At 46.2% G+C, this 25,471-nt stretch carries 22 protein-coding genes, 1 riboswitch and 1 other annotated feature; of the genes, 18 read left to right on the plus strand and 4 right to left on the minus strand.

From position 1 onward, the window contains the following. From Q9R23_RS05470 to Q9R23_RS05505, 8 genes are all read left to right on the plus strand, one after another. Entirely contained in the window at positions 1–489 is a 489-nt protein-coding gene (locus Q9R23_RS05470; RefSeq protein ID WP_311246583.1) for a flavodoxin domain-containing protein, read from the plus strand. After that, entirely contained in the window at positions 458–1,501 is a 1,044-nt protein-coding gene (locus tag Q9R23_RS05475) for a ribonucleotide-diphosphate reductase subunit beta (RefSeq protein ID WP_214852703.1), read from the plus strand. Before Q9R23_RS05470 ends, Q9R23_RS05475 begins: the two co-directional genes overlap by 32 nt. 913 nt (positions 1,502–2,414) lie before the next feature. After that, on the plus strand, positions 2,415–2,807 hold the full coding sequence (gene yugI / locus Q9R23_RS05480) for a S1 domain-containing post-transcriptional regulator GSP13 (RefSeq protein WP_012371159.1): 393 nt from the start codon (positions 2,415–2,417) through the stop codon (positions 2,805–2,807). A gap of 135 nt (positions 2,808–2,942) precedes the next feature. Next, entirely contained in the window at positions 2,943–4,109 is a 1,167-nt protein-coding gene (locus tag Q9R23_RS05485) for an iron-containing alcohol dehydrogenase (protein WP_035406102.1), read from the plus strand. 113 nt (positions 4,110–4,222) lie between these two features. After that, complete coding sequence (locus tag Q9R23_RS05490) at positions 4,223–5,572, plus strand: glucose-6-phosphate isomerase (protein WP_035406105.1); 1,350 nt, start codon at positions 4,223–4,225, stop codon at positions 5,570–5,572. A gap of 172 nt (positions 5,573–5,744) precedes the next feature. After that, entirely contained in the window at positions 5,745–6,218 is a 474-nt protein-coding gene (gene ytkD / locus Q9R23_RS05495) for an RNA deprotection pyrophosphohydrolase (protein WP_035406108.1), read from the plus strand. Continuing rightward, positions 6,190–6,954: an alpha/beta hydrolase family protein gene (locus Q9R23_RS05500; RefSeq protein ID WP_311246584.1), complete on the plus strand. Its 765-nt coding sequence runs from the start codon at positions 6,190–6,192 to the stop codon at positions 6,952–6,954. Before ytkD ends, Q9R23_RS05500 begins: the two co-directional genes overlap by 29 nt. Positions 6,955–7,120: 166 nt before the next feature. Then, positions 7,121–8,374 (plus strand): EAL and HDOD domain-containing protein, encoded by a 1,254-nt coding sequence (locus Q9R23_RS05505; RefSeq protein WP_311246585.1) that lies wholly within the window; start codon positions 7,121–7,123, stop codon positions 8,372–8,374. Between the two features lie 26 nt (positions 8,375–8,400). Here Q9R23_RS05505 and pckA read toward each other — a convergent pair whose 3' ends face one another. Beyond that, positions 8,401–9,969: a phosphoenolpyruvate carboxykinase (ATP) gene (gene pckA / locus Q9R23_RS05510; protein WP_311246586.1), complete on the minus strand. Its 1,569-nt coding sequence runs from the start codon at positions 9,967–9,969 to the stop codon at positions 8,401–8,403. Between the two features lie 234 nt (positions 9,970–10,203). Further along, positions 10,204–10,330, plus strand: a riboswitch (SAM riboswitch). 128 nt (positions 10,331–10,458) lie between these two features. Between pckA and metK the strand changes: the two genes are divergently transcribed. From metK to Q9R23_RS05525, 3 genes are all read left to right on the plus strand, one after another. Beyond that, entirely contained in the window at positions 10,459–11,667 is a 1,209-nt protein-coding gene (metK, locus tag Q9R23_RS05515; protein ID WP_023469108.1) for a methionine adenosyltransferase, read from the plus strand. A gap of 137 nt (positions 11,668–11,804) precedes the next feature. Further along, positions 11,805–12,293: a GNAT family N-acetyltransferase gene (locus Q9R23_RS05520; RefSeq protein ID WP_311246587.1), complete on the plus strand. Its 489-nt coding sequence runs from the start codon at positions 11,805–11,807 to the stop codon at positions 12,291–12,293. Between the two features lie 78 nt (positions 12,294–12,371). Continuing rightward, positions 12,372–13,076, plus strand: a complete 705-nt coding sequence (locus tag Q9R23_RS05525) for a serine aminopeptidase domain-containing protein (RefSeq protein WP_035406117.1) — start codon at positions 12,372–12,374, stop codon at positions 13,074–13,076. 50 nt (positions 13,077–13,126) lie between these two features. Here Q9R23_RS05525 and mnmM read toward each other — a convergent pair whose 3' ends face one another. Continuing rightward, entirely contained in the window at positions 13,127–13,723 is a 597-nt protein-coding gene (gene mnmM / locus Q9R23_RS05530; protein WP_255344364.1) for a tRNA 5-(aminomethyl)-2-thiouridylate-methyltransferase MnmM, read from the minus strand. Positions 13,724–13,879: 156 nt separating this feature from the next. Between mnmM and Q9R23_RS05535 the strand changes: the two genes are divergently transcribed. The 5 genes from Q9R23_RS05535 (at position 13,880) to Q9R23_RS05555 (ending at position 20,834) form a co-directional block, all read left to right on the plus strand. Further along, a complete protein-coding gene (locus Q9R23_RS05535; protein ID WP_311246588.1) occupies positions 13,880–15,058 on the plus strand; it encodes an MDR family MFS transporter in 1,179 nt (392 codons plus the stop codon). A 183-nt stretch (positions 15,059–15,241) separates the two neighbouring features. Continuing rightward, the gene (locus Q9R23_RS05540) at positions 15,242–16,276 is read left to right on the plus strand and encodes a peptidoglycan bridge formation glycyltransferase FemA/FemB family protein (RefSeq protein WP_290757727.1); all 1,035 of its coding nucleotides are present in this window, start codon (positions 15,242–15,244) and stop codon (positions 16,274–16,276) included. Positions 16,277–16,367: 91 nt separating this feature from the next. Then, positions 16,368–17,012, plus strand: a complete 645-nt coding sequence (locus Q9R23_RS05545; RefSeq protein ID WP_311246589.1) for an HAD family hydrolase — start codon at positions 16,368–16,370, stop codon at positions 17,010–17,012. A gap of 38 nt (positions 17,013–17,050) precedes the next feature. Next, positions 17,051–17,273 (plus strand) — a binding site (T-box leader). A gap of 46 nt (positions 17,274–17,319) precedes the next feature. Beyond that, the gene (gene leuS, locus Q9R23_RS05550; protein ID WP_035406130.1) at positions 17,320–19,725 is read left to right on the plus strand and encodes a leucine--tRNA ligase; all 2,406 of its coding nucleotides are present in this window, start codon (positions 17,320–17,322) and stop codon (positions 19,723–19,725) included. A gap of 131 nt (positions 19,726–19,856) precedes the next feature. After that, positions 19,857–20,834 carry a hypothetical protein gene (locus Q9R23_RS05555; RefSeq protein WP_214852734.1) on the plus strand — a complete coding sequence of 326 codons (978 nt, stop codon included), beginning with the start codon at positions 19,857–19,859 and terminating at the stop codon, positions 20,832–20,834. Between the two features lie 58 nt (positions 20,835–20,892). Here Q9R23_RS05555 and Q9R23_RS05560 read toward each other — a convergent pair whose 3' ends face one another. Beyond that, complete coding sequence (locus Q9R23_RS05560; RefSeq protein WP_035406136.1) at positions 20,893–22,164, minus strand: BaiN/RdsA family NAD(P)/FAD-dependent oxidoreductase; 1,272 nt, start codon at positions 22,162–22,164, stop codon at positions 20,893–20,895. A 191-nt stretch (positions 22,165–22,355) separates the two neighbouring features. On the opposite strand from Q9R23_RS05560, the gene Q9R23_RS05565 reads away from it, so the two are divergent. Beyond that, on the plus strand, positions 22,356–24,020 hold the full coding sequence (locus Q9R23_RS05565) for a putative polysaccharide biosynthesis protein (protein WP_214852737.1): 1,665 nt from the start codon (positions 22,356–22,358) through the stop codon (positions 24,018–24,020). Further along, on the plus strand, positions 24,007–24,726 hold the full coding sequence (locus Q9R23_RS05570; RefSeq protein WP_290757743.1) for a pseudouridine synthase: 720 nt from the start codon (positions 24,007–24,009) through the stop codon (positions 24,724–24,726). The genes Q9R23_RS05565 and Q9R23_RS05570 overlap by 14 nt, the downstream gene beginning before the upstream one ends. A 60-nt stretch (positions 24,727–24,786) precedes the next feature. Here Q9R23_RS05570 and Q9R23_RS05575 read toward each other — a convergent pair whose 3' ends face one another. Continuing rightward, entirely contained in the window at positions 24,787–25,419 is a 633-nt protein-coding gene (locus Q9R23_RS05575) for an SDR family oxidoreductase (protein WP_035406145.1), read from the minus strand. Positions 25,420–25,471 lie beyond the last annotated feature (52 nt).

The following is a 25,471-nucleotide window of genomic DNA, read 5'->3' on the forward strand; positions in this document are numbered from 1 at the left end:
ATGAAGGCAGCAATCGTATACGCGTCATTGAGTGGAAACACGGAGGAGGTGGCAGAACTCGTCGCGAAGACGTGTTCTGAGATGGGAATCGAGCCGACGATGTTGTTTGCGTACGAAGTGACGACGTATCAGTTAATGCCTTATGATATCGTCTATTTTGGTTCGTATACGTGGGGCGATGGGCAATTACCCGACGATATGCGCGACTGTCTTAGAACGGTTTTGAAGGAGAGCACGCATGCGATTCCGCAGGCAGCTGTTTTTGGAACAGGGGATAAGATGTTCGTCAAATATTGTCGCGCCGTCGATGAGATGGCGTATCACCTCTCGAAATTCGGGATCCCGCTTGCCGGAGAACTGTTGAAAATCGAACAGTCGCCACGCAATCGCCCGCATCTCGTCAAGGAATGGACAAGACGGACCATTCTTCAATTACAGCAAGAGGGAGTCGAAGCACATGGAACAGCTACAAAAAATCAAACTGCTTGATGCACGTCATCCAAACCGCGCGACAGCGATCATCGGTGGCGAAACAAGTGCCATCGTCAATTGGAACGATATTGCCTATCCACAGTTTTACTCGATTTACAAACAACTGTTATCGAACTTCTGGATTCCAGATGAGATTTCAATGTCAAAAGACATGCAACAATGGAATCAATTGAGTGAACGGGAACAAGATGCATTCAAACGAATCATTGGGCTACTCTCGATCCTTGACTCGGTTCAGACACGTTATATTTTGGAATCAGCGATGTTCACATCAGACTCATCCGTTCATGCGATTCTCGCCATCATCGCGCAACAGGAAGTCGTTCATAATCAATCGTATAGCTACGTCTTATCCAGCTTAGTTCCATTGGCTGAACAAAACCGGATTTTCGATATCGCAAAAGACGATGACATGGTCATGAAGCGTAATGCATTCATTCTTGATTTATACGAAGATTTCCAAAATAACCGGACTCCAGAGAACTTCGCGAAATCACTCGTTGCTTCAATCGTTCTTGAAGGGATCAACTTCTATTCTGGCTTTGCTTTCTTCTATAACCTAGCACGCCATCAGAAGATGGTCGGAACATCGACGATGATCAGCTATATTCAACGTGATGAATTGCAACACTCGTACTTCATCAGCCAGTTATTACGTGCTGTCTTGTCAGAGCATCCTGAAATTGATGCAGATGGCTCATTCACACAATTCGTCTACGACACGTTTAAGCGTGCGGTGGATCTTGAAATCGAATGGAGCGAATATGTCTTGCGTGATCTAGACGGTCTGGACGTCAGTGAAATGCGTGACTATGTCAAATATCTTGCGAACAAACGCCTTCGCGTCATCGGTTTGTCGGACCTCTACGAAGGACACGACGAAGACGTCATGCCATGGATTCGGGCATATTCAGATGATTCGATGAACGCGACGAAATCGGACTTCTTCGAACAAAAATCACGTTCATATGCGAAAGTAACGGATGCGAATGGATTCGACGATTTGTAAGTGAAATGAAAAGTATGTGGAAGGGACTAACTGATAAAGTTTTGTTTACACTATTCAGTTAGTCCTTTTTTTTATGGTTGAAATAATCGAAAATTCAGATATCAGAGGAGGTGGTCCGAAAAAGTGTACAAAAAAAGCAGCTACGAAATCGCAACTGCTTAGTACAGCGAGGGAGTTAACTCTCAGCTGCACGTTGCGTTCGAACAGACACGGCAATGTCTATTCGAACAAGAATAGTGTTGTTAAGAACTTAATCAAACAATACTACATATGTGCCTCAAGTAAAACAATTTTATTTGTTCGAAGCTGAAAGTAATCCTTCCTTGCTTAAAGGAAAGGAGGACTTCGAATGTGCCTTATTAAACCGCACTATCGTAATGCACACTGGGTATGTGGACATTTTCGTCGCGATAAATGGATTGAAGAACACTTTCGTTCAGGTTCATTTGTGAACGGTCATTGTCAATTGCAGTTTGATTTTTAAGTAAGTAATGTCCCTCTTAATTTATCATTGCTTCTACTCTATATTTCCTTTACGCTAGGACAGGTGAGGTTCTGCTCGACTCCTGCGGAAAAACAAGTCGTCATGACCCTGGAAGATGCGACGCATCTGAAGCGGCATGAGGGCTTGTCCGCGGAAAGCGAGCAGACCGAGACTGTCCGTTTTTATTAGAGCGTTTTGAAAGTCGTTCCCATCACTTTTCGGTATCTGTTTTTTAGGTCAATTGAGTAAAAGAACAAAAAAAGGGCCGAACTCGGAAAGTTCGGCAGAATCAGGGGGAATACTTGAAGTCTTGCTACTAAAATGTTCCCTTGTGAAATAAAAAATAAACAAATTCCAAAAATATTTTTTACGATACAAGAAAAGTGTGTTATTATAAGTTGATGAATTTAGTTAGGGAGTGTATACATTATGGCAAACTTTGAAAAAGACCAAGTCGTTACTGGTAAAGTAACTGGTATTCAAAACTTCGGTGCTTTCGTAGCACTTGACGAGCAAACACAAGGTCTCGTCCACATTTCAGAAATCTCACACGATTACGTAAAAGACATCAACGATTACGTAAAAGTTGGCGATGAAGTAACTGTTAAAGTTCTCGACATCGACGAAGCTAACAAAAAAATGAAGCTTTCGATCAAAGCAACTCAGGAAGCTCCAAAACGTGAAGCACGCGCGAAAGGTCCACGCAAAAACGCTGGACGTCGCGATGCAGGTCCTGCTTTCAAACAAGAAGAAGCACCTGGATTCAACGTTCTTAAAGGTAAATTGGAAGAATGGATTGAAAAATCAAACTTCCAAAAATAAGCCACATGAGAGAATCGACATCGGTCGGTTCTCTTTTTTTTGCGATTGTTACATACAATAAGCATTAAATTAGATGCGAAAGGGGAATGTGTGGATAATGTAAGGTGTTCATTACTTAATGAGGAGGCAACACAGATGGAAAACTTTGAATATCGCAATCCAACAAGACTTATTTTTGGTGACGGTCAAGTCAGCCAACTGAAACCACAACTCGAATCACTTGGTGCGAAGAAAGTCATGCTTGTGTTTGGCGGCGGAAGTATTAAACGTAACGGCGTCTATGATGATGTCACACGTGAACTCAATGCGGCAGGAATCGAGTACGTCGAATGCGACGGTGTCGAACCGAACCCGCGCATCGAAACTGCAGAACGCGGAATTAAAATTGCACGTGAAGCAGGCGTTGACGCACTACTTGCACTTGGTGGCGGTTCTGTCATCGACTGCACGAAATTGATCGCAGCAGGTATCCCGTATGAAGGCGAAGCATGGGATCTCGTCATCGGTAAAGCGACACCAAAAACAGTCATTCCATTCGGAACAGTCTTGACGCTTGCAGCGACAGGTTCTGAGATGAACTCAGGATCGGTCATCACGAACTGGAAAACACAAGAGAAATATGGTTGGGGTAGTCCGCTTACGTACCCAACATTCTCAATTCTTGATCCAAAATACACAGTCAGCGTACCGAAAGATCAAACGATCTACGGTATCGTCGATATGATGAGTCACTGTCTCGAACAATACTTCCATCCTGCACATGCACCGGTTCAAGAACGCATGACAGAAGGTGTCATGAAAGCAGTCGTCGAAGCAGCACCAAAACTCGTTAACGATCTCGAAAACGTGGAACTTCGTGGAACGATTCTCTTCGCTGGTACGATGGCGCTCAACGGTGTTCTTCAAATGGGAGCACGCGGCGACTGGGCATCACACAACATCGAACATGCTGTCTCGGCTGTTCATGACATCCCACATGCAGGTGGACTCGCCATTCTCTTCCCGAACTGGATGCGCCACGTACTCGATGAATCAAACGCACATCGTTTCGTCACACTCGGTGAGAACGTCTTTAACGTCGACACGGAAGGTAAATCAGAGATGGAAGCAGCACATGCGACAATCGACGCGATTAGTGCTTTCTGGACATCACTCGGCGCACCAAACCGTCTTGCGGATTACGACATCAAAGAAGATACAGTCGATTCAATCGTCAAGTCAGCAATGACTCGTGGTGACTTCGGAAACTTCAAATCACTCGGAAACGAGGATGTTCGTCAAATCGTGACAGCTGCCCTATAACAACTCGTAACATTTGCTAATCTTTTCACAAAAGACTTGAACGACCTTCCTTCTTGCGTTTTAATGAAAAGGAAGGTCGCATTTCGTTGCGAATGAATAAGGAGGACGATGGCATGTCAACAGTACGTTTTGATTATTCGAAAGCCCTACAATTCGTAGGTCAACATGAAGTAGAACACATGACGGAGACCGTAAAGACGCTCCACCATGCGATTCATGCAGGAACAGGTGCAGGAAGTGATTTCTTAGGATGGGTAGATCTTCCGACGAACTACGATCAAGCGGAGTTTGCACGTATCCAAGCGTCTGCAGAAAAAATCAAGTCGGATTCTGATGTGTTGCTAGTCGTCGGAATCGGCGGTTCGTATCTCGGTGCACGTGCGGCAATCGAGATGCTTGGACACTCATTCCATAACTTGTTATCAAAAGACGAGCGTAAAGCACCACAAATCATCTATGCAGGGCATAATATCTCATCAACGTATCTGCATGATTTATTTGAAGTACTTGAAGGAAAAGATGTATCGGTCAACATTATCTCAAAATCAGGTACGACGACAGAACCGGCAATCTCGTTCCGTCTCTTGAAAGCATTCATGGAAGAAAAGTACGGTAAAGCAGAAGCGAAACACCGGATTTACGCAACAACGGACAAAGCCCGCGGTGCATTAAAAACACTCGCAGATTCTGAAGGATACGAAACATTCGTTATTCCAGATGATGTCGGCGGACGTTTCTCTGTGTTAACGCCAGTTGGTCTATTACCGATCGCAGCAGCAGGAATTTCGATCGAAGAGTTAATGCAAGGGGCACGTGACGCACAAGAGCGCTACGCGAGCGAAAACCTAGCTGACAACGAAGCGTACCAATACGCAGTCGTCCGAAATGCATTGTATGCGAAAGGGAAAACGATCGAGCTACTCGTCAACTACGAACCAGCACTTCATTACGTATCAGAGTGGTGGAAGCAATTGTACGGCGAATCTGAAGGAAAAGACTTCAAAGGTATTTTCCCAGCAGCAGTTGATTTCTCGACCGATCTTCATTCAATGGGACAATATGTCCAAGAAGGTCGTCGTGATCTGTTTGAGACAGTCATTAAAGTCGGACAAGCGCGTCACGCGTTGACGATTGAAGAAGACGCTCAGGACCTTGATGGATTGAACTTCCTCGCAGGACAGTCGATTCAGTTCGTCAACGATAAGGCAGCAGAAGGCACATTGCTTGCACACACGGACGGACAAGTTCCGAACCTGACAGTCGAACTTCCAGAGATGACACCGTATCACCTCGGATTCCTGTTCTACTTCTTCGAAAAAGCATGTGCGATGAGTGGTTACCTCCTTGGAGTAAACCCATTCGATCAGCCAGGCGTCGAAGCGTACAAGAAAAACATGTTCGCTCTTCTTGGAAAACCAGGATTCGAAGCAGAAAAAGCAGAACTCGAAGCACGTTTGAAATAATACAAAACGACAGTCGATTGTTCCTTAGTGGAACATCGGCTGTTTTTTTACGTTCACGAGATGAGGACGAGTAATCATTTTCCAGATTTATAGGCAATCCTAGCGTTTTCACTTTTAGAATACCCGTGAAACAGGTAAAGTGAAGTTAGAAGAAGAAATGAGGTGCACGTACGTGATTACATTCTTGGATTATTATCAAAATCAAGTGGAGTTAAGTTTTGAGGACCATCCGTTCTCGGATCGTCCTCTACATGTGTGGGTCATTGCCGTGTACGAAGGGAAATGGTTGCTGACCCATCATAAGCAACGCGGATATGAATTTCCTGGTGGGAAGGTTGAACCGGGTGAAACGGCAGAAGAAGCCGCACGTCGTGAAGTGATGGAAGAGACAGGCGGGAAAATCGATTCCTTGAAGTATATCGGGCAATATCGTGTTGCCGGAAAAGGGGATACGATCATCAAAAATATCTACTTCGCACAAATCGAATCGCTGTCATCCCATTTGGCTGTAGATGAAACAGATGGTGCTTTTCTGTTCGAGGAACTCCCTGATCGTCTCGATACGAACCGACAATACAGTTTCATGATGAAGGACCGCGTCCTTCCGGAGACACTCCGTGTACTTAGCGAACGCCGATTGGTTTGAACTTCCGCGGCAAGGTCCGTTTCGGACGTTTCGGATGTTCTATACGACGGCAGACGGGGAGCGCGTCGGTGCCTATATCGTACTTCCGCAAGTCGCGAACGGACAGGGGATTCTCTACTTGCGAGGTGGCACACGATCTATCGGAATGGTTCGACCGACACGGCTGCTCGCGTTCGCGCAGGCTGGTTTTTTCGTCATGGCACCTTTCTATCGGGGAAACTTAGGCGGAACAGGAAAAGAAGATTTCGGATATCGGGATGTCGAAGACGCATGCAGTGCTTTCGATTGGTTGCAACAACGTGTCTCGCATGTTCATGCATTCGGATTTTCTCGTGGGGGGCAAATGGCATTACTCCTGGCTCATCATCGTCCAGTTTCGCGGACGGTGTCGTGGGCAGGCGTGACCGAGTTGACATGGACCTACGAGGAGCAGAAGACGATGCAAAAGATGTTGCGTCGCTATACGGGGGGGACACCAGACACCGTACCTGAGGCGTATAAGGTGCGCTCGCCGCTTCATGTCGCTCCTCAAGGTGAAGTATTATTGATTCACGGTGCGTATGATGAGAACGTTCGTTTACGACATGCGACGGCTTATGCTGCACGTCATCCCGACAAAACCCTGCTTCAGACTTATGCGTATGCACATCAGTTCCCGATCTATGAAAAATTACGTGTGACGCGTGATATTTTGACTTGGTTCGAGACAGGCATTTGGAACCGATATGATACATGATTCAAGCAATACGACGTTTGTCGTATTGCTTTTTGTATTTTGGAAGATGAAGCATAGAGATTGAAAAAATAGACCATTGATACATTGTAAAAAACAATAAACTCCTAAAAAGTAAACTTTGATATAATAGAAACCATCTGAGGACAATGGAGGGGGCAGGAGAACGATGGATATCATATTAGCACGTCAACCCGTCGTTAATCGAGTTGGATCAATTGATGCATTTGAATTATTGTATCGTTCGATTGAACAAATGACTATTTTTGATGGGGATTTAGCGACGATGGATGTATTGACGAATACACTCGTCCATATGGGGGTGGAACATGTCGCGGAAGGAAAAAAACTTTTCGTCAACTTTACGTCAGATTTGTTGAAAAGTGATCTGATTCATTATTTAGATCCTAACCGATTCGTCATTGAAATTTTAGAGACAGTTGATATTGATACTGAAATGTTGTCTGTTCTGCATAGTTGGAAAGAAGCAGGCTTCACATTAGCACTTGATGATTTTGTGACAGATTTACTTCGACAGCACGGAGCGGAATTGTTTGCGTTGATCGATTTAATTAAAATCGACATCGAGGCAATTTCCCCTCGCGAGCAAAGTGCCATTTTGCATATCGTTCGACGTAATTATCCTCATATTAAGATGCTTGCTGAACGTGTCGAGACGCACGAGGACCATACACGTTGTCTTGATATGGGGTATGACTGGTTCCAAGGCTATTTTTATGCTAAACCGATGCTGATGAAAGGGAAAGCTGTTCCACCACAATTGCCGGTGTTGTTAAAGATGCTGAAGTGGCTTGATACGGATGAGAAGTACGATGAAGTCATTGATGAAATCGAAGCCAATCCGTATATCAGCATCCAGGTATTACAACTAATCAATTCTCCGGGAGTGGGATTACGCAATACGGTTAGTTCCGTTCGTCAAGCGATCTCACTACTTGGCTTCGCTCAACTTAAAAGCTGGATTTCGTTAATTGTCTTACGTGAAATGAAGCTCGCAAGTCCTTATGAATGGTCGAATGAGTTGCTGCGTTCTTCCTTACATTGTGCAAAGCTCTGTGAGTTGTTTGCAACAGAAACAAGGACGCTGCAACAAGAGAGTGCCTATATGATCGGCTTGTTATCGCATATCGATGCGTTATTGTCCGTTGATATTGACGACATCATCGATCAATTGCCAATCGAGGAATCCTTGAAGATTGTCCTCCAAGGAAAAGACCATCCGTTCCGGGATTGTCTAGTGCTTGCGATCAGCGCAGATCGCGGTGATTTCGAACAGTTCGAATTGCTCAGTCAACGGTTAGGTGTATCACTTCCGCGAGCATATGCGTTACTGACGGAAAGTCAGGAGTGGCTTATGCAAAAAGAGATGCATCTTCAAGAAGAGACAGATGCCATTCTATAAAAAAAAGAGCCTCAGGGCTCTTTTTTTTATAGACATGGACCTGCTGACTTGATCGCATCCGTCGCACTTTCGAAACGAAGGAAATTATGTTGGAATTTCTCAGCAAGCGAACGCGCTTGTGTGTTGTATTCGTCTGGATTTGACCAGACGCGTACCGGATTGAGTAATTCACTTGGAACACCAGGAACTTCAAGTGGCATATGAAGTCCGAAGATTGGGTGCTCTTCTGTTGGAATCGTTGCAAGTGTTCCGTTGACGGCAGCGTTGACCATCGTCCGTGTATACGATAGCTTCATTCGACTACCTGTCCCGTAAGCACCGCCTGTCCAGCCTGTGTTGACGAGATAAACGGTCACACCGTGACGATCAATCAGTTCTCCGAGCATCGTCGCATACTTTTCAGGTATCAGTGGAAGAAATGGTGAACCGAAGCATGTCGAGAACGTTGCTTCCGGTTCCGTGATACCACGCTCTGTTCCAGCAAGTTTTGATGTATAACCTGATAGGAAATGATACATCGCTTGTTCTTTCGTCAATTTACTGATCGGAGGCAAGACACCATACGCATCAGCCGTCAAGAAGACAATCGTCTTCGGATGACCAGCCCGTGATGGAACAGCGATGTTATCGATCGCTGTGATCGGATAAGCAGCACGTGTATTTTCAGTCAACGATGTGTCATCGTAATCAGGATGACGAGATTCATCGAGCACGACGTTTTCAAGGACAGTTCCGAAACGGATCGCATCAAAAATTTGCGGTTCTTTTTCGCGTGACAGATTGACCGTCTTCGCATAACATCCACCTTCAATGTTGAAGACGCCGTTATGCGACCAACCATGCTCATCGTCACCGATCAATTGACGGCTATCGTCTGCTGACAGGGTGGTCTTACCAGTACCGGATAGACCGAAGAACAAGGCGACGTCGCCTTCGTGTCCGACGTTTGCTGAACAGTGCATCGAAAGGACATTTTCTTGTGGTAAGAGGTAGTTCATGACGGAAAAAATCGATTTTTTGATTTCGCCCGCATATTCGGTTCCGCCGATCAAGACGATCCGGTGTTCAAACGACATGGCGATGAATGTCTCGGAATTCGTTCCGTCAACGGTAGGGTCTGCTTTGAAATGTGGCGCGTAGACGACCGTGAACGGTTCGAAGGCAGCCACTTCAGGATACTCGCGTAAAAAGAGTTGTTTGGCAAACAGGTTATGCCAAGCGTATTGTGTGAGCACACGAACCGGAAGGGTGAAGTGCGTATCTGCCCCAGCAGCAGCTTCTGTGTAGTAGAGCTGATCGGCTTCGTTCATGTAACGAAGAACCTTTTGTAACAATTGTTCAAATTTGTCTCCATCCATCGGTTGGTTAACATGACCCCAATCAATGTGAGACTCGCAGGAAGAATCACGGACGATGAACTTATCTTTTGGTGAACGACCTGTAAATTTCCCCGTTTCTACAGATAGTGCGCCGTTCTCAGTAAGGACACCTTCTTCGTTTCGAATCGCATGTTCGACAAGTTCAGCAACAGATAGTTGTTTGAACACATGCTCTTTCTTGAGTAGTTCTTCGATATTCAGGACCGTCATCGGCATCCTGACCCCACCTTTCCCCTACGTTGGTTTTGGCTCACTGAATTTAGTATGACACATTTATTATATATGACATACTAAAGAGAGCGCAATCATTTTCTGGTGCTGATTTCTATTTATCTGGAAACGCTTTCAGCATTAATAGTTTAACATCTCTTTTAAAAAGTTTCGACTAGAATTTGAAACCTTGCTTGACAGAGTAGGTACAACTTTATATCATGTAATTCGTAACGGATACTCTTATTCTGAGCAGGTGGAGGGAACAAGGCCCGAAGAAACCCGGCAACCGTCCTACATTAATTCATATATTAATGAGGGAAAAGGTGCTCTCCTGAAGCGAAGTAAACACTTCGAACGATAAGAGGGTAAAGGAAGAACGCACAACCTTTCCCTGACCATTTTTTGGACTTGGAAAGGTTTTTTTCATTTTACCGTCCCACTCAACTAGGGGAAATGAGTACACCGTCAAATTCTTTTTTGGGAGGGTCATACATGACAAACCTTAATCGCCGACTATTCACGTCGGAGTCAGTCACTGAAGGTCATCCAGATAAAATCTGTGACCAAATTTCGGATTCAATCCTCGATGCGATTCTTGCAGCGGATCCAAACGCACGTGTTGCGGCAGAAACTTCTGTTACAACAGGTCTCGTTCTCGTTGCAGGTGAGATCACGACATCCACTTACGTCGACATTCCAAAAGTCGTTCGTGAAACGATTCGTGAAATCGGCTACACACGCGCGAAATACGGTTTCGATGCGGATACATGTGCTGTATTGACATCGATCGATGAGCAATCAGCAGATATCGCTCTTGGTGTCGACCAAGCGCTTGAAGCACGTGAAGGTAGCATGTCTGATGCAGAAATCGATGCAATCGGTGCAGGAGACCAAGGTCTTATGTTCGGTTACGCAACGAAAGAAACACCAGAACTCATGCCACTTCCAATTTCGCTTTCGCACCGTCTCGCACGCCGTTTGGCAGAAGTGCGTAAAAACGGTCAACTCGACTACCTTCGTCCGGACGGAAAAACACAAGTCACGGTCGAATACAACGAGAACAACGAGCCGGTTCGTGTCGATACGATCGTCATTTCGACACAACATGCGGAAGAAGTTACGCTTGAGCAAATCCAAGCTGATTTAAAAGAACACGTCATCACACCAGTCATCCCGGCTGAATACATCGACGCAGCAACGAAATTCTTCATCAACCCAACTGGTCGTTTCGTCATTGGCGGACCACAAGGAGATGCTGGATTGACTGGTCGTAAGATCATCGTTGATACGTATGGTGGATACGCACGCCACGGCGGTGGAGCATTCTCAGGTAAAGATCCAACAAAAGTCGACCGTTCAGCTGCATACGCAGCACGTTACGTCGCGAAGAACCTCGTTGCTGCAGGTCTTGCAGACAAAGCAGAAGTTCAACTCGCTTACGCAATCGGTGTCGCACACCCAGTATCAATCGCGGTTGATACATTCGGCACAGGAAAACTGCCTGAAGCACAACTCGTCGAATTGGTTGCTGAAAACTTCGATCTTCGTCCGGCTGGAATCATCAACATGCTTGATCTCCGTCGTCCGATCTATCGTCAAACAGCTGCATACGGTCACTTCGGTCGTACAGATGTTGAGCTTCCATGGGAGCAAACAGATAAAGCAGCAGTTCTTGAAGAACAAGCAAAACGTTTCGCATAATCAAAAAGTCCGGAAATCCTACTTGGGTTTTCGGGCTTTTTTGTTTCCGCGGAACTTTGCAGGAAACGAATGTTTTTTCTAGAAAAGGGTAAAAGTACATGAGTCGATTTGTATGAGTATAAAGGGGGGTTCCGATTATGGAAATACGCGAAGCTATTCCAGCTGATGCAGGACGTATTCATGACATTGCCGTCACATCTTGGTTGGATACGTATGAAGAAATCTATTCCGAACGTTCGAAAGCGCATTTCGTGCAGGAGGCGTATCCGCAAGAAGAAGTCGTTCGTGCGATCCTGACAGCGGAAGAAGCACGGGGAGAGTATTTTTATGTCGGAATCATCAACGAGGAAATCGTCGGTTTCATTCATGCTGTTGATGTCGAAGGAACATGGGAGATCATTCGGCTTTACGTCCTGCCGGAATATCAGCAAAACGGAATCGGAAGACGTCTGATTCGTGAACTCGAACGACAAGGAGCCGTCCCACTCGAAGTCTACGTGGAAGCACGTAACTATAAAGCGCGTCAATTCCTGACCTCATTTGGTTTTGAAGAACTTAGTGAGATGACGGAAGAAGTGTTTGGGCAAGCGGAATCAGTCGTTCGTCTTCGCCATGTTGCCTCGTGAAATCCGTCTCGGGACGGTTTCGTTTGCGTTTGAAATAAGGTATCGTGAAAAGGAATTATGAAGTGAAGAGGTGAGTTTGTGGTTGAACAACCAACAGGAATCATCGTATTAGTCTATCCGTTACAACTGCGTGCCCGTCCGAGTGAAGCTTTGATTCGAGTACTCGAAAGAGAGTATGAAGTGTTACTCGTCGACGCACCACGTCGCATTTCGTTTGAAGAGCACGGTCAACTGTTAAAAGAAGCATTACGCGAAGCAGGAAAACGAAAGCTACCGATTCATATCATCGCCTGTAGCATGGGCGCACTCGTCGTCAATCGTCTATTGCAAGAATATGAACTACCAGTCGCAAGTCTTGCATTCGTTTCACCATTGTTTGATTGGCATCCGTCGAAACAACTCGGAGGTGTCAAACAAGTCTTCGCGAGTGCGTTTGATCGTTTCCGTCCCGATGCGCCACTCGGTACGTTGCCGTTTGGTCAAAGTACGGAAGATACCGTTCGCATCGGTGAACTGACGTATGCGCAGTACCGGGAAATCGAAGAAGAGATCGTCGTACATGACGAGGAACGAAAAAAACTGCCTCGTGTAAACTTGGCTTGTTTTTATGCACCAGACGATCAGTTCGCAGACGTCAAACTGACACTCGAAGTATGTCGGAAAATGGGTGGCGATCAGATTTACTTACAACGTCTACACGGTTTCCCGCATTTCAGCTTTGAACGGTTGAATACACGGTTTGCGGAAAAATTATTGTTGTTTTTTAAATTAGTCGAAGAATGAAAAAAGTGATGGTTTCCATAGCGGAAGCCATCACTTCTTTATTTCTACTGTCAGCGCACTTTTTTCTCGATCGCGATGATGAACGGTGGATGATTCTGTTGATTCAAGAAGCGGTACTGAAGAACGGCATAACCTTGCTGATCAAGGGCTGTGACGTAATCTAGGACAGCATCGCGTTCCCGTTTTCCTTCAAGATGACCGTGATAGACGACAAGGACGACAAGACCACCAGGTGCAAGTACCGGGAGGAGAGCGTCGAGTGCTTCAAGCGTCTCTTCACCTGTCGTCGTGATCGATTTATCACTTCCAGGCAAGTATCCGAGATTGAAGACGCCGGCACGAACAGGCCGTCGTTCGTCCGAAAGACGCGCACCAACATGGATGTGACTTTCGTGATAAAGATCGACGCGTTCTAACATTCCGGCTTCGTCGAGACGTCGTGTCGATTCCTCGATGGCTTGAGCTTGGACGTCGAACGCAAGGACTCTACCTTCTGGACCGACGCATTCTGCTAAGAACTGCGTATCATGTCCATTTCCGGCAGTCATATCGACGACGCAGTCACCAGGTTCGATGACGGACTCCAGTAATTGTTTCGTATAAGGTAGTACACGGGCAAGTGACATGGCATAGACTCCTGTTCCTATGGGCTGTTTTTCTCTTTATACATGATCATCGTATGTATGATTCCTCCTGCATTATACCATCTTTTGAGTCATTGACGAAAAGTGAAGTGGCTTGACAGGCGGGGGAGGGATTGCGTAAAGTGGCAAGGTTGAGAATGAAATAGGAGGACCAAAGGTATGCCAAAATTACCAAAAGCGGTCTGGATCCTCGTCCTTGCGATGGCCATCAATACGACGGGATCCTCTTTTTTATGGCCGTTCAATACATTATATATTCATGAATATTTAGGGGAGTCGATGACAAAAGCCGGAATGGCGTTATTCGTCAACTCAGCCTTAGCAATCGTTGGGAACTACTTAGGCGGAAAAGCGTTTGACCGACTCGGCGGAAAGAAGACGCTTGTCATCAGTGTCATCGGACTTGTCCTGTCTTCCGTCGGCTTGTTGCTATTTCATCAGACGTATATTGGATACGTCGCGATGCTTGGATTGATTGGATTCGTCGGTGGTATGGTTTTCCCGACGATCTACGCAATGACGGGCGTCATCTGGCCGGAAGGCGGACGCCGCGCCTTTAATGCGATCTATGTCGCGCAAAACGTCGGTGTAGCCCTCGGGACAGCTGTTAGTGGTCAAATTGCTGCTTTTTCGATTCAGTACATCTTCATCGCCAATCTCGTTCTCTATATCGTCTTTGCCATCATTTTGTTTGTCGGTTTGTCCTGGATTCAGGCGCCAGCGCGGATGCATGCGGCACATGACGAGATCGAAACGACACGCACGCCACTTTCGCGCGGATCCGCACGGACGATGTTGCTCGTTTCGATCGGTTATGCCTTACTTTGGTTCGTTTATGTGCAATGGCAAGGGACCTTTGCTGTCCATACGAAATCGCTCGGTGTCACGATTTCCGAGTACTCGATTCTTTGGACAATCAATGGAGCGCTTATCGTGTTCGCACAACCTTTATTAACACCAATTCTTCGTTGGTTTGGAGATAATTTGAAACGCCAACTGATGACCGGGACAGGGATATTCCTTCTCTCTTATCTGATTGTTCCGTTTGCAGGCGGCTTCAAGATGTTCCTCGTGGCGATGATCATTCTGACAATCGGTGAGATGTTCATCTGGCCAGCGGTTCCTGCAATGGCGGCGCGACTTGCACCAATCGGAAAAGAAGGAGAATTCCAAGGATACGTTAATATCGCTGCTTCAGCAGGGCGGATGATCAGTCCGACAGTTGGAGGTTTGATCTACGATTTATCAGGTATGTCAGCAGTTTTCTTGACCTTAATTGGATTGATCCTGTTAGCAGGAGTTGTCTTCCTTCGTGCTATTCCTAAAACCACATCATGAGCTTTATCTTGTGAGACAGCGGACGATAGATCAGCTGTCTTTTGTTACATCATTCGTTCGAAAATTATAAAACAAACATTTAATAATATGGAATATTTCGGCAAAGAAATGGGTACTTTCTAATCAAGAACTTGAAAAGAAAGGTCATATGAACGTTTCTTCTTTTTGATTGGAGGTGCACGGATGGAAAGGTGTCAATTCATCACAGATGCCGCAACTTGGACGACACACGTACAGAAACAGCCTCTTGATATCTTCTATAGTCACCAATACGTCACTCTCAACGCTAGACCGTCTGAGCAAGCGGTATTATTTCTTTATGAAGGTCATGCAGGAACACTGTTTTATCCCTTTTTGAAGCGTCGTATTTTTGATACGCCTTATTCAGATCTCATTACACCGTACGGCTATGGTGGACCGGAAATCATCGGTCAACTGACTGCGTCCGAGATTCAGCAGGCTCGTTTATCCTTTGAGAGGTGGGCGGAGCAAGAATCGATCGTCTCGGAAATGATCCGCTTTAATCCGTTAACAGGTAATGAACGGTTTATGCAGGACTGGACAAAAGTTTCCTTCATCCGTCATACGACGAGTATTGATTTGCGTCCTTCACTTGAAGATATCATGCAGACATTTCATAAGAAGACGAGAAGCATGATTCGTAAATCGCTTGCTTCACCCTTAACCGTCAGAACAGGAACACAGGACGATCTACCTGTTTTTTTAGCGTTGTATCATGAAACGATGGACCGGAAGAATGCCTCGGCTCATTATTATTTTACCGCGACGTATTTTGAGCAATTGATGGAGACGACCCCACTTTGTGAGCCCTTATTACTGATGGCGGAAATCGACGGAAAAGCGGTTGGGGGATACTTCGTATTGCTTGGAAAAGAATACGCCCACGGTCATTTGATCGGCTGTAAGCGGGATGAAGCGAAGATGTTCCCGAATCAGCGACTTGAGTACGAAGCAATTCTTCAGGCAAAAGCACGGGGACTCGTCGAACAACATCTTGGGGGCGGGTATCAAGAACGGGATAGTCTTTTTGAGAGTAAATGCCGTTATACTGGATATCGACTATTTGAGTATCATCAAGGAAAATCCATCCTGCAACCATCACTATATGATTTGCTCTGCATACGATACGGATCAAATGCTGATTCCGATTATTTTCCGGCGTATCGACAAGCTGGTATTCAGGTGGCAACTAGTTAAATAGATAATGAGAGTATGAAAACGACTACATCATGTAGTCGTTTTTTTGATATGCTGAAGTCAGGATCGATCAATAAAGGGGGGAGTTATCGTGAAAAAACGCGGTCTGATTTTTGATATGGACGGGGTTATCTTAGATAGTGAGATTCGCTACTTTGAAGTGCATCAACTGATGTTCAAAAGGTTATCGATTCCGCTTAATCCGGTTCAGTATGCGACGTTCATGGGAAAAACAGGAGATGAAATGTGGGAAGAACTCGTCGCCCAGCATCAGCTGAAAGAAACAGCTAGTGCGTTGCTTGAGGAAGAACATCGCTTGTTTCAAATTCATGCAAAGCCGGAAGAGTGTGGATTAAAAAAAGGCGTCACACAAGTCATCGAACAAGCGGCGACTCTTGGTTACGATATCGGCATTGCTTCTTCGAGTTCACTTCAGAAAATCGAACGTGTCATCCGTCATTATGGGCTTCCGATCACGCACTACGTCAGTGGAGAAGAAGTCATCCGTTCGAAACCGGATCCCGCGATTTTTCGACTTGCGGCAGAGCGGATTGGACACGCACCCGAGAACTGTCTCGTCATTGAAGACGCTGCGAACGGGATGATTGGTGCGAAAGCAGCAGGTATGGAAGTGATTGCGCTTCTTGATGACCGGATGCCAACGCAACGCTTAGAGCAAGCGGATCATGTCGCACAATCACACGCAGAAATCGAGGAAATTTTACGGAAGCGTTGACGCTTGAGGAAGAAACAGATTACACTAGAAAAAGATAGTCAAATGCATGGAACTGAAGTAGTAGGGGAAAGGTGCCGTCAAGAGAGCTGGTGGAAGGTGCGAACCAGTCGGTAACAACCGTGAACTCGTCAGGGAGCACGATTTGTGAAGTCGTAGTAGCGAATCCGGTCTTTCACACCGTTATCCGTGAATCAAGCGGTCTGTCATAGACAGACAACGTGGGTGGTACCGCGGAAGCCAAACCGGTCTTTCGTCCCTTTTCTTAGGGGCGGAAGACCGGTTTTTTTAGATTAGAGGAGGAAAAGATATGCCGTACAATCATCGCGAAATTGAACCGAAATGGCAGGCGCGTTGGGATCAAGACAACGCCTTCGTCACGACAGAAGATCCAGAAAAAGAAGGGTTCTATGCCCTTGATATGTTCCCGTATCCGTCAGGTGCTGGACTCCACGTTGGTCATCCGGAAGGTTACACAGCAACGGATATCCTCGCACGGATGAAGCGGATGCAAGGATACAATGTCCTTCACCCAATGGGATGGGATGCGTTTGGATTACCAGCAGAGCAATATGCCCTCGATACAGGAAACGATCCACGCGAATTCACAGCGAAAAACATCGAGACGTTCAAGCGTCAGCTTAAAGAACTCGGATTCTCGTATGACTGGGATCGTGAAATCAACACAACGGATCCAAAATACTATAAATGGACGCAGTGGATCTTTACGAAGTTGTATGAAAAAGGACTTGCCTTCGTAGACGAAGTCGCAGTCAACTGGTGCCCGGCACTTGGAACCGTCCTTGCGAATGAAGAGGTCATCGACGGATTATCCGAACGCGGAAATCATCCGGTCGTGCGTGTTCCGATGCGTCAATGGGTCTTGAAAATCACGGAATATGCGGATCGCCTTCTTGAAGATCTGGATGATCTCGATTGGCCGGATTCTGTCAAAGAGATGCAACGCAACTGGATCGGGAAATCTGAGGGTGCTGAGATTGATTTCACGATTGATGGACATAAAAAACAAGTCACGGTCTTTACGACACGTCCGGACACGATCTTCGGTGCGACGTATCTAGTACTCGCACCGGAGCATCCATTCGTAGCTGACATCACGACAGCGGATCACAAGGAAGCCGTCGATGCGTACATTTCGCAAGTCCAAACGAAGTCAGATCTCGAGCGAACGGATTTAGCGAAGGAAAAAACAGGTGTCTTCACGGGTGCTTTTGCGGTCAATCCGATCTCAGGCGATCGTCTTCCAATCTGGATCGCTGATTATGTCCTTGCTTCTTACGGAACAGGTGCGATCATGGCTGTCCCAGGACACGATGAGCGCGACCACGAATTCGCGAAGCAGTTCGACTTACCGATCGTTGAAGTCGTCGCAGGTGGAAATGTCGACGAAGCAGCCTACACGGGAGAGGGAGAACACGTCAACTCGCATATGCTTGATGGACTTGGGAAACAAGAAGCAATCGAGACGATGATCGCTGAACTCGAAACGAACCAAGTTGGTCGTAAAAAAATCACGTATCGACTCCGAGACTGGTTGTTCAGTCGTCAACGGTATTGGGGCGAGCCGATTCCAGTCGTTCATATGGAAGATGGTTCGATGAAAACACTCAATCAAGAGGAATTACCGCTTGAGCTTCCAATCATTCCAGAAATCAAACCGTCTGGTACAGGCGAATCACCACTTGCGCTTGCTGAAGACTGGTTGGATTACACGGATCCTGAAACAGGAATGAAAGGCCGTCGCGAGACGAATACGATGCCACAATGGGGAGGAAGCTGCTGGTATTACCTTCGTTTCATCGATCCACACAATGAAGAAGCGATTGCGGATCCGGAAAAATTAAAATACTGGCTTCCAGTCGATATTTACATCGGTGGAGCAGAACATGCTGTTCTCCACTTGTTGTATGCGCGCTTCTGGCATAAAGTCTTGTATGATGCAGGCGTCGTACCAACAAAAGAACCATTCCAGAAGTTATACAACCAAGGAATGATCCTTGGAGAGAACAACGAGAAAATGTCAAAATCTCGCGGTAACGTCATCAACCCAGATGAAATCGTCAAGTCGCATGGTGCTGATACGTTACGTTTATACGAAATGTTCATGGGACCACTCGATGCATCGGTTGCCTGGTCTGAGAACGGTCTTGACGGGGCGCGTCGTTTCCTCGACCGTGTCTGGCGCTTGTTCGAACGGACAGCAGACATTCAAGACGTCACGGAAGTCGATGCTGACTTCGAACGGACATACCACCAGACCGTCAAGAAGGTCACGGAAGACTTCGCGAACATTCAGTTCAACACCGGGATTTCGCAACTCATGGTCTTCGTCAACGAAGCGAATAAACAGCCGGTTCTCCCGCGTCACTTCCTTCGTGGATTCATTCAATTGTTAACACCAGTCGCACCGCACCTTGGTGAGGAACTCTGGGAACAACTTGGCTTTGAAGAGACATTGACGTATGCGGCATGGCCAACATTCGATGAATCAAAACTTGTCAGCGATACGATGGAATTCGTCATTCAAGTGAACGGTAAAGTTCGCTCGAAAATCGAAATCAACATCGATGCGACAAAAGAAGAAATCGAAGCACTTGCCTTTGCTGATGAAAAGACACAAGAATGGATTGGCGACAAGACGGTTCGGAAAGTCATCGTCGTACCGAAAAAATTGATCAATATCGTGGCGAACTAAGCCATAACCCCTTTCATTCACTTGATGCGAATGGAGGGGGTTTCTTCATTTCCGTCGCAAGTTCGCTTTTTTTTTGAACGTCCTTCTGCTACACTGAATCAGAAACCGAGAAAGAAAGGCGAGTACCATCAATGAAACGATCTTATATAGTCTATACAACGATTTTTGCTGTCGTTTCGGGGTTGATCCTTTGTATACTGCTCGTCTTCTCAAAGCCAGAGACGTTGTCACGTATTCAGGAAACGTTCGCGAAAATCGAGACGCAATCGAAGCATCAGGCAGCTGTCAAACAGGTGCCACCGAAAACGCCTTCAGCCATTCCGAATCCAGAAGAACCGTTGATTAAAAATGTTCAACAGATGTTATATGATGATTCCATCGGTTCGTACCTCGTCGTAACAGAGGACTATCGTTTCTTTGAAATCAGTGGAACTGGAGAACGCATCAATGCGACGTTTCAGTTGGAAGAAGGGAATCTCTTATTGTCTGGTCTTGACGGGATGACACTCGTTGACGGAGAGACAGTCGCTTTATTGACGTCGAATCAAATTCTAGTCACGATTAAACGAAAAGATGGCGTCTGGAGTGAAGAAAAACGCGAAAAAGTACAAGGGACGACGATTCGAGACAGTTTTCATGGTCTTGGATATGATGCGAAGAAAAAAGAATTCTATACAATCAATCAAATTCGCTCGATTGGTCGTGTTGAATTGACTTACTTTGCAATGAAAGAGGACAAAATCAAGATTGATCCAGATGCTTCGGAAAAGAAGAAGCGTGCCTTAAAGAAAAAGCAAAAACCACCGTACTTGTCGATCGTCAAACGAGAGAAAATCGAAGCGGCGAGCGGAATGCGAAGTGATGCGAAAAAAGCATTTCAATCCGGATTCCGTCCGATTGGTCTTGCAGAACGGCAAGGTCGGATCTACACGTTAGACTCAGAAGCACTTTATCTTTATTCGATTGATCAGAAAGAGAAAACGATTACGGGGGAGACAGCGAGTCCGAAAGTGTATGGATCAAAAGGAATCTTTGTACAAGATAATGAATTGTTCGCCTTAGTCGTCACGGATAAATTCTCAAGTCGATCGTTCACACCGATTGACTGATGTAGAAAAAAGACCCGATTTCTCTGATTATACAGAGACGAATCGGGTCTTTTTTGTATTAAGAGACAGTGTCACGTGCCATCTCTGCAGCGTGACTACCAGCACAATGACCCGTCACGAACGCAGCTGTGATATTGTATCCACCTGTATAGCCATGGATATCAAGAATTTCGCCAGCGAAGAATAATCGCTCCGCCTTTTTCGACATCATCGTTTTAGGATCAATCTCTTTGATCGAGACACCGCCACCAGTGACGAAGGCTTTATCGAAATCGAGCGTTCCTGTTGCTTTGAGTGGGAATCGTTTCAATTGTTGCAGGAAGTCCGTCCAGTCCTGTTTCTTTACTTGTGTACACACTTCATCGCCAAAGCCGATTCGAGCGAACAGGAGTTCAAGCAATCGTTCTGGTACAAAACCACGAAGGGCATTCCGAACCGATTTCTTCGGATTTGCCGCAAGTGCTGCCTGGAAGCGTTCTGTTAATGCACCAAGCGACTCATCCGGGAAGAGATCGATCGATAGATGAACGATCGTCTCTTTCGATCGTTTGCGCTCTTTGATCGTATATTGGCTACACCGTAAAGCGATCGGACCACTTAAACCGAAGTGTGTGAACAGTAGATCACCCGTATGTGTCTTGATTGCTTTGTCCTTTTTACCGTGAACCGTTAAGGCAACGTCACGCAACGACAGTCCTTGTAATGTTTTTTCATGAATGAACGTATCACCTAACAAAATCGGGACTTCCGTTGGGAAAAGTTCCGTGATCGTATGACCCGCTTTTTCAGCCCACGGATAGCCGTCACCCGTCGAACCCGTGTGCGGAACAGATTGTCCGCCGACCGCTACGATACAACTTTTTGCTTCAAGACGCATGCCGTTTTCTAAGATGACAGCTGCAAAAGAACCATCTGGATGAAAGTCGAGCGTAGCGACTTGCGCGTCTGTTTGAATCTCGGCGCCATGTGCACGGATTTGATCAATCAATACACGAACGACGTCTGCCGCCTTATCCGAGACCGGGAACATCCGACCGTTATCCTCTTCTTTGAGTGCGACACCAAATCCTTCGAACAAATCGATGATCGATTCATTATTAAATTGAGAAAAGGCGCTATAAAGGAAACGTCCGTTTCCTGGAATCGACTGGACGAGCTCATCGAGTGGCTTTCGGTTCGTGACGTTACACCGTCCGCCGCCAGAGATTGCGAGCTTTCGTCCTAATTTATTTCCTTTATCGAGCAGGAGCGTCCGGGCTCCGGCTTGTAAAGAGGCGAGCGTCGCCATCAAACCGCTCGGTCCGCCTCCGATTACGATTACATCGTACATAAGGTCACCTCATTCATAGAATTCTGCTTGTTTCACTTTAGCAGAAGTTGCGACTGTAAACAAACCGTCTCTTTCAATTCAAGATAGACAGCGGTATAATGATTTGCAATTGTGTACGAGAGAACTTGTATAATGAGACAATCACGATTAGAGTGTCGATTTAAAAATTAGAAAGCGTGAGGGATGTTACCATGTCCACAGTCAGTAATAAGCAGTCTACTTCTTCCGGCAATGCAGGATTCGTTCGTGGAACGATGCTCCTGTCCGGTGCGTCGCTGATTTCCCGCGCACTGGGTTTGATTTATCTCTTTCCGTTTCAGTTCATGGTCGGTGCGACAGGTATCATGTTCTATACCTATGCCTACAACTACTATGCGATCATGATTGGTGTCGCGACAGCGGGGATTCCTGTTGCCGTCTCAAAATTCGTCGCCAAATACAATGCGTTAGGAGAATATGATACGAGTGAACGATTGTATCGATCTGGTCTAAAGATCATGTCCTTGACCGGGGTTGTCTCTTTTCTCGCCTTATTCTTCCTTGCACCGTATTTAGCGCACCGGGCGATTCCAGGCGGTGACGTTGATTCAGCCTCGTACGTCGATGCCGTCACGATGACGATTCGAGGGGTTAGTTTTGCGTTACTCTTGATTCCACCGATGAGTATGACGCGTGGATATTTCCAAGGATATCAATCGATGGGACCGACAGCGATTTCGCAAATCTTGGAACAAATCGTCCGCATCATCTTCTTACTCGTAGGAGTCAGCATCGCTATCTATGTATTTGATTCAGGTGTAGCCTTTGCAGCGACGATTGCAACGTTCAGTGCATTCATTGGTGCAATCGGTAGTGTCGCGGTTCTCATCTATTACTTCCGCAAACGATCCAGTGGGCTGCAGGAGCTTCGTGCTACTCAAACCGTCCGTTCGCCGGATCGCCCGTTAACGGATTTGTATAAGGAATTATTGACGTACGCGATTCCGATCGTCATGGTCGGTCTTTCGACGCCGCTTTACCAAGTCATTGATCAGAACACGATGAATGCCGCGTTACAAAGTATCGGCTATACGCTCGAAGCTGCCGGAAATGCGACGGCCTATCTGATTGCGGATAGTCATAAGATCGTCTTGATTCCGGTCTCGGTCGCAACAGGCTTATCGTTGTCTGCGACGCCACTGTTGACAGCTTCCTTCACGCAAGGAGATATGCGAAAAGTACGGGCTCAAATTTCACAGATTTATCAACTCGTCTTCTTCGTGACGATTCCGGCAGTTGTCGGAATGATTCTCCTCAGTGAAGAAACGTTCCATGTGCTCTTTCCGAAAGATCAAGCAGCATGGGTCTATCTGTTGAGTTATGCACCAAGTGCCTTGTTCCTTGCCCTTTATTCAGTCACGGCAGCGGTCCTTCAAGGGATTAACCGTCAGTACTTTACGATCATCGCAACACTTGCTGGATTACTTGCGAAGTATCTTTTGAATGCACCGTTGATTCATTTGACGGGTGATGGAACAGGTGCTGGATATGCGACGATCATCGGCTATCTCGTTGCGACCGGTTTGATGTTCTTCCGGATCACACAAACGGTGAAGTTCCCATTCAATACGGTCTTACGCCGGACGTCGTTGATCTTGATCATCAGCGCCTTGATGGGAGCGGGTGTCGCGCTCGTCAAGTGGGGAATGGTATCCATCTTGCCAGAGACGACATGGGCGTCTCTATTGATTCTGATCGTAGGTGCAGCAGTCGGAATCGTGATTTTTGCAGGACTCTCGATTTGGAGTGGCTTAGCAGAAGTCGTATTAGGACGTAAAATTTCATTGAAACGAGGACGAGGTCATGCGTCTAGATAAATTGTTATCCAACATGGGAGCAGGCTCCCGAAAAGAAGTGAAGCTGCTGCTGAAGGCAGGGGCAATTCAAGTCGATGGTGAGATCGTGCGTGATCCGAAACAACATGTCGATGTCGAGACGCAACAAGTTCTGATGTACGGCGAACCGGTCACGTATCAAAAATACATCTACTTGATGATGAATAAACCACCGGGTGTCATTAGTGCAACAGAAGATAAACGAGATGAGACCGTCATTGATCTGTTGTTTGAAGACGTGACGTATTTCAAACCGTTCCCGGTCGGACGACTCGATAAAGATACAGAAGGTTTATTGTTACTAACAAACGATGGATCATTTAATCATGCTTTGATGTCTCCGAAGAAACACGTCGAAAAAACGTATTACGCAGAAGTGACAGGAGTGTTGACGCAAGAAGACATCGAAGCGGTTGCGGCAGGCGTCACGTTAGAAGACGGTTACCGAGCAAAGCCGGGAAAACTTGTCATCTTATCGACGACAGAAACAGATTCAACGCTTGAGTTGACGATCACGGAAGGGAAGTTCCATCAAGTCAAACGGATGATGCTTGCGCTCGGGAAAGAGGTCACTTTTTTAAAGCGCCGCTCGATTGGGCGCTTGGAACTTGATCCGGCACTTGCGCTAGGGGATTATCGTGAACTGACGCCAGCGGAACTGTCTTTGTTTGATTGGCAACCTGAATAAGCAAAACGAAAAGGCGGTGGAATGAGCGTACATTCCATCGCCTTTTGTTATGGGTTTCGATTATTGATTACGCAATGCTTCTGCGATTGGATAAGGACCACTGAGTACTTCGAATACACGAGATTGTGTCGGATGATCGATCAAGTGAACGAATAATGCTGCGATATCATCACGCGACACCTTACGATCTTCGTATGAATCGAAATGCTCTTTCGTTTCGACAGTGCCTGCCGGGTCGTCATAGCTGAGTGGACCAGGACGTACGATCGTATAATTGAGTCCGCTTTCCTGGAGGTGTGCGTCTGCTGTTGCTTTAGATTCGAGATATACTTTCAATTCACCTTTTGGTTCTTCGGTACCTACTGAACTGAGCATCAGGAAACGATCGATACCGTTGGCTTTTGCTGCATCGATGACTTTAATTGCGCCTTCTTGATCGACGGCGCGCGTCAATTCGTCTGATGCGCCACCAGCACCCGCTGCAAAGATGACGACGTCCGCATTACTGATGACACCACTGACATCCTTCGTCAAATCCCCAAGTCTGACTTCAGATGCACCGAGTGCAATCAAATCGTTGATTTGATTTTCTTCCCGTACGACCGCGATTGCTTGATGATCACCTTGTTTAGCGATCAATTCGACCATCTTGCGTCCAGTCGTTCCGTTTGCTCCAATGATTAAAATATTCATTCTTCTCAACTCCTTCTCCCAATAGCTATACCCCACGTTTTAAAAAAGATAA

The sequence above is a fragment of the Exiguobacterium sp. BRG2 genome (assembly GCF_031844245.1).
In the GTDB taxonomy this organism is placed as follows: domain Bacteria; phylum Bacillota; class Bacilli; order Exiguobacteriales; family Exiguobacteriaceae; genus Exiguobacterium_A.

Excerpts from the sequence above, each read along its gene's own strand:
- Q9R23_RS05470 (WP_311246583.1), top strand. The coding sequence starts at position 1 with ATGAAGGCAGCAATCGTATACGCGTCATTGAGTGGAAACACGGAGGAG.
- Q9R23_RS05475 (WP_214852703.1), top strand. The coding sequence starts at position 458 with ATGGAACAGCTACAAAAAATCAAACTGCTTGATGCACGTCATCCAAAC.
- yugI (WP_012371159.1), top strand. The coding sequence starts at position 2,415 with ATGGCAAACTTTGAAAAAGACCAAGTCGTTACTGGTAAAGTAACTGGT.
- Q9R23_RS05485 (WP_035406102.1), top strand. The coding sequence starts at position 2,943 with ATGGAAAACTTTGAATATCGCAATCCAACAAGACTTATTTTTGGTGAC.
- Q9R23_RS05490 (WP_035406105.1), top strand. The coding sequence starts at position 4,223 with ATGTCAACAGTACGTTTTGATTATTCGAAAGCCCTACAATTCGTAGGT.
- Q9R23_RS05505 (WP_311246585.1), top strand. The coding sequence starts at position 7,121 with ATGGATATCATATTAGCACGTCAACCCGTCGTTAATCGAGTTGGATCA.
- pckA (WP_311246586.1), bottom strand. The coding sequence starts at position 9,969 with ATGCCGATGACGGTCCTGAATATCGAAGAACTACTCAAGAAAGAGCAT.
- metK (WP_023469108.1), top strand. The coding sequence starts at position 10,459 with ATGACAAACCTTAATCGCCGACTATTCACGTCGGAGTCAGTCACTGAA.
- Q9R23_RS05520 (WP_311246587.1), top strand. The coding sequence starts at position 11,805 with ATGGAAATACGCGAAGCTATTCCAGCTGATGCAGGACGTATTCATGAC.
- Q9R23_RS05535 (WP_311246588.1), top strand. The coding sequence starts at position 13,880 with ATGCCAAAATTACCAAAAGCGGTCTGGATCCTCGTCCTTGCGATGGCC.
- Q9R23_RS05540 (WP_290757727.1), top strand. The coding sequence starts at position 15,242 with ATGGAAAGGTGTCAATTCATCACAGATGCCGCAACTTGGACGACACAC.
- leuS (WP_035406130.1), top strand. The coding sequence starts at position 17,320 with ATGCCGTACAATCATCGCGAAATTGAACCGAAATGGCAGGCGCGTTGG.
- Q9R23_RS05555 (WP_214852734.1), top strand. The coding sequence starts at position 19,857 with ATGAAACGATCTTATATAGTCTATACAACGATTTTTGCTGTCGTTTCG.
- Q9R23_RS05560 (WP_035406136.1), bottom strand. The coding sequence starts at position 22,164 with ATGTACGATGTAATCGTAATCGGAGGCGGACCGAGCGGTTTGATGGCG.
- Q9R23_RS05565 (WP_214852737.1), top strand. The coding sequence starts at position 22,356 with ATGTCCACAGTCAGTAATAAGCAGTCTACTTCTTCCGGCAATGCAGGA.
- Q9R23_RS05570 (WP_290757743.1), top strand. The coding sequence starts at position 24,007 with ATGCGTCTAGATAAATTGTTATCCAACATGGGAGCAGGCTCCCGAAAA.
- Q9R23_RS05575 (WP_035406145.1), bottom strand. The coding sequence starts at position 25,419 with ATGAATATTTTAATCATTGGAGCAAACGGAACGACTGGACGCAAGATG.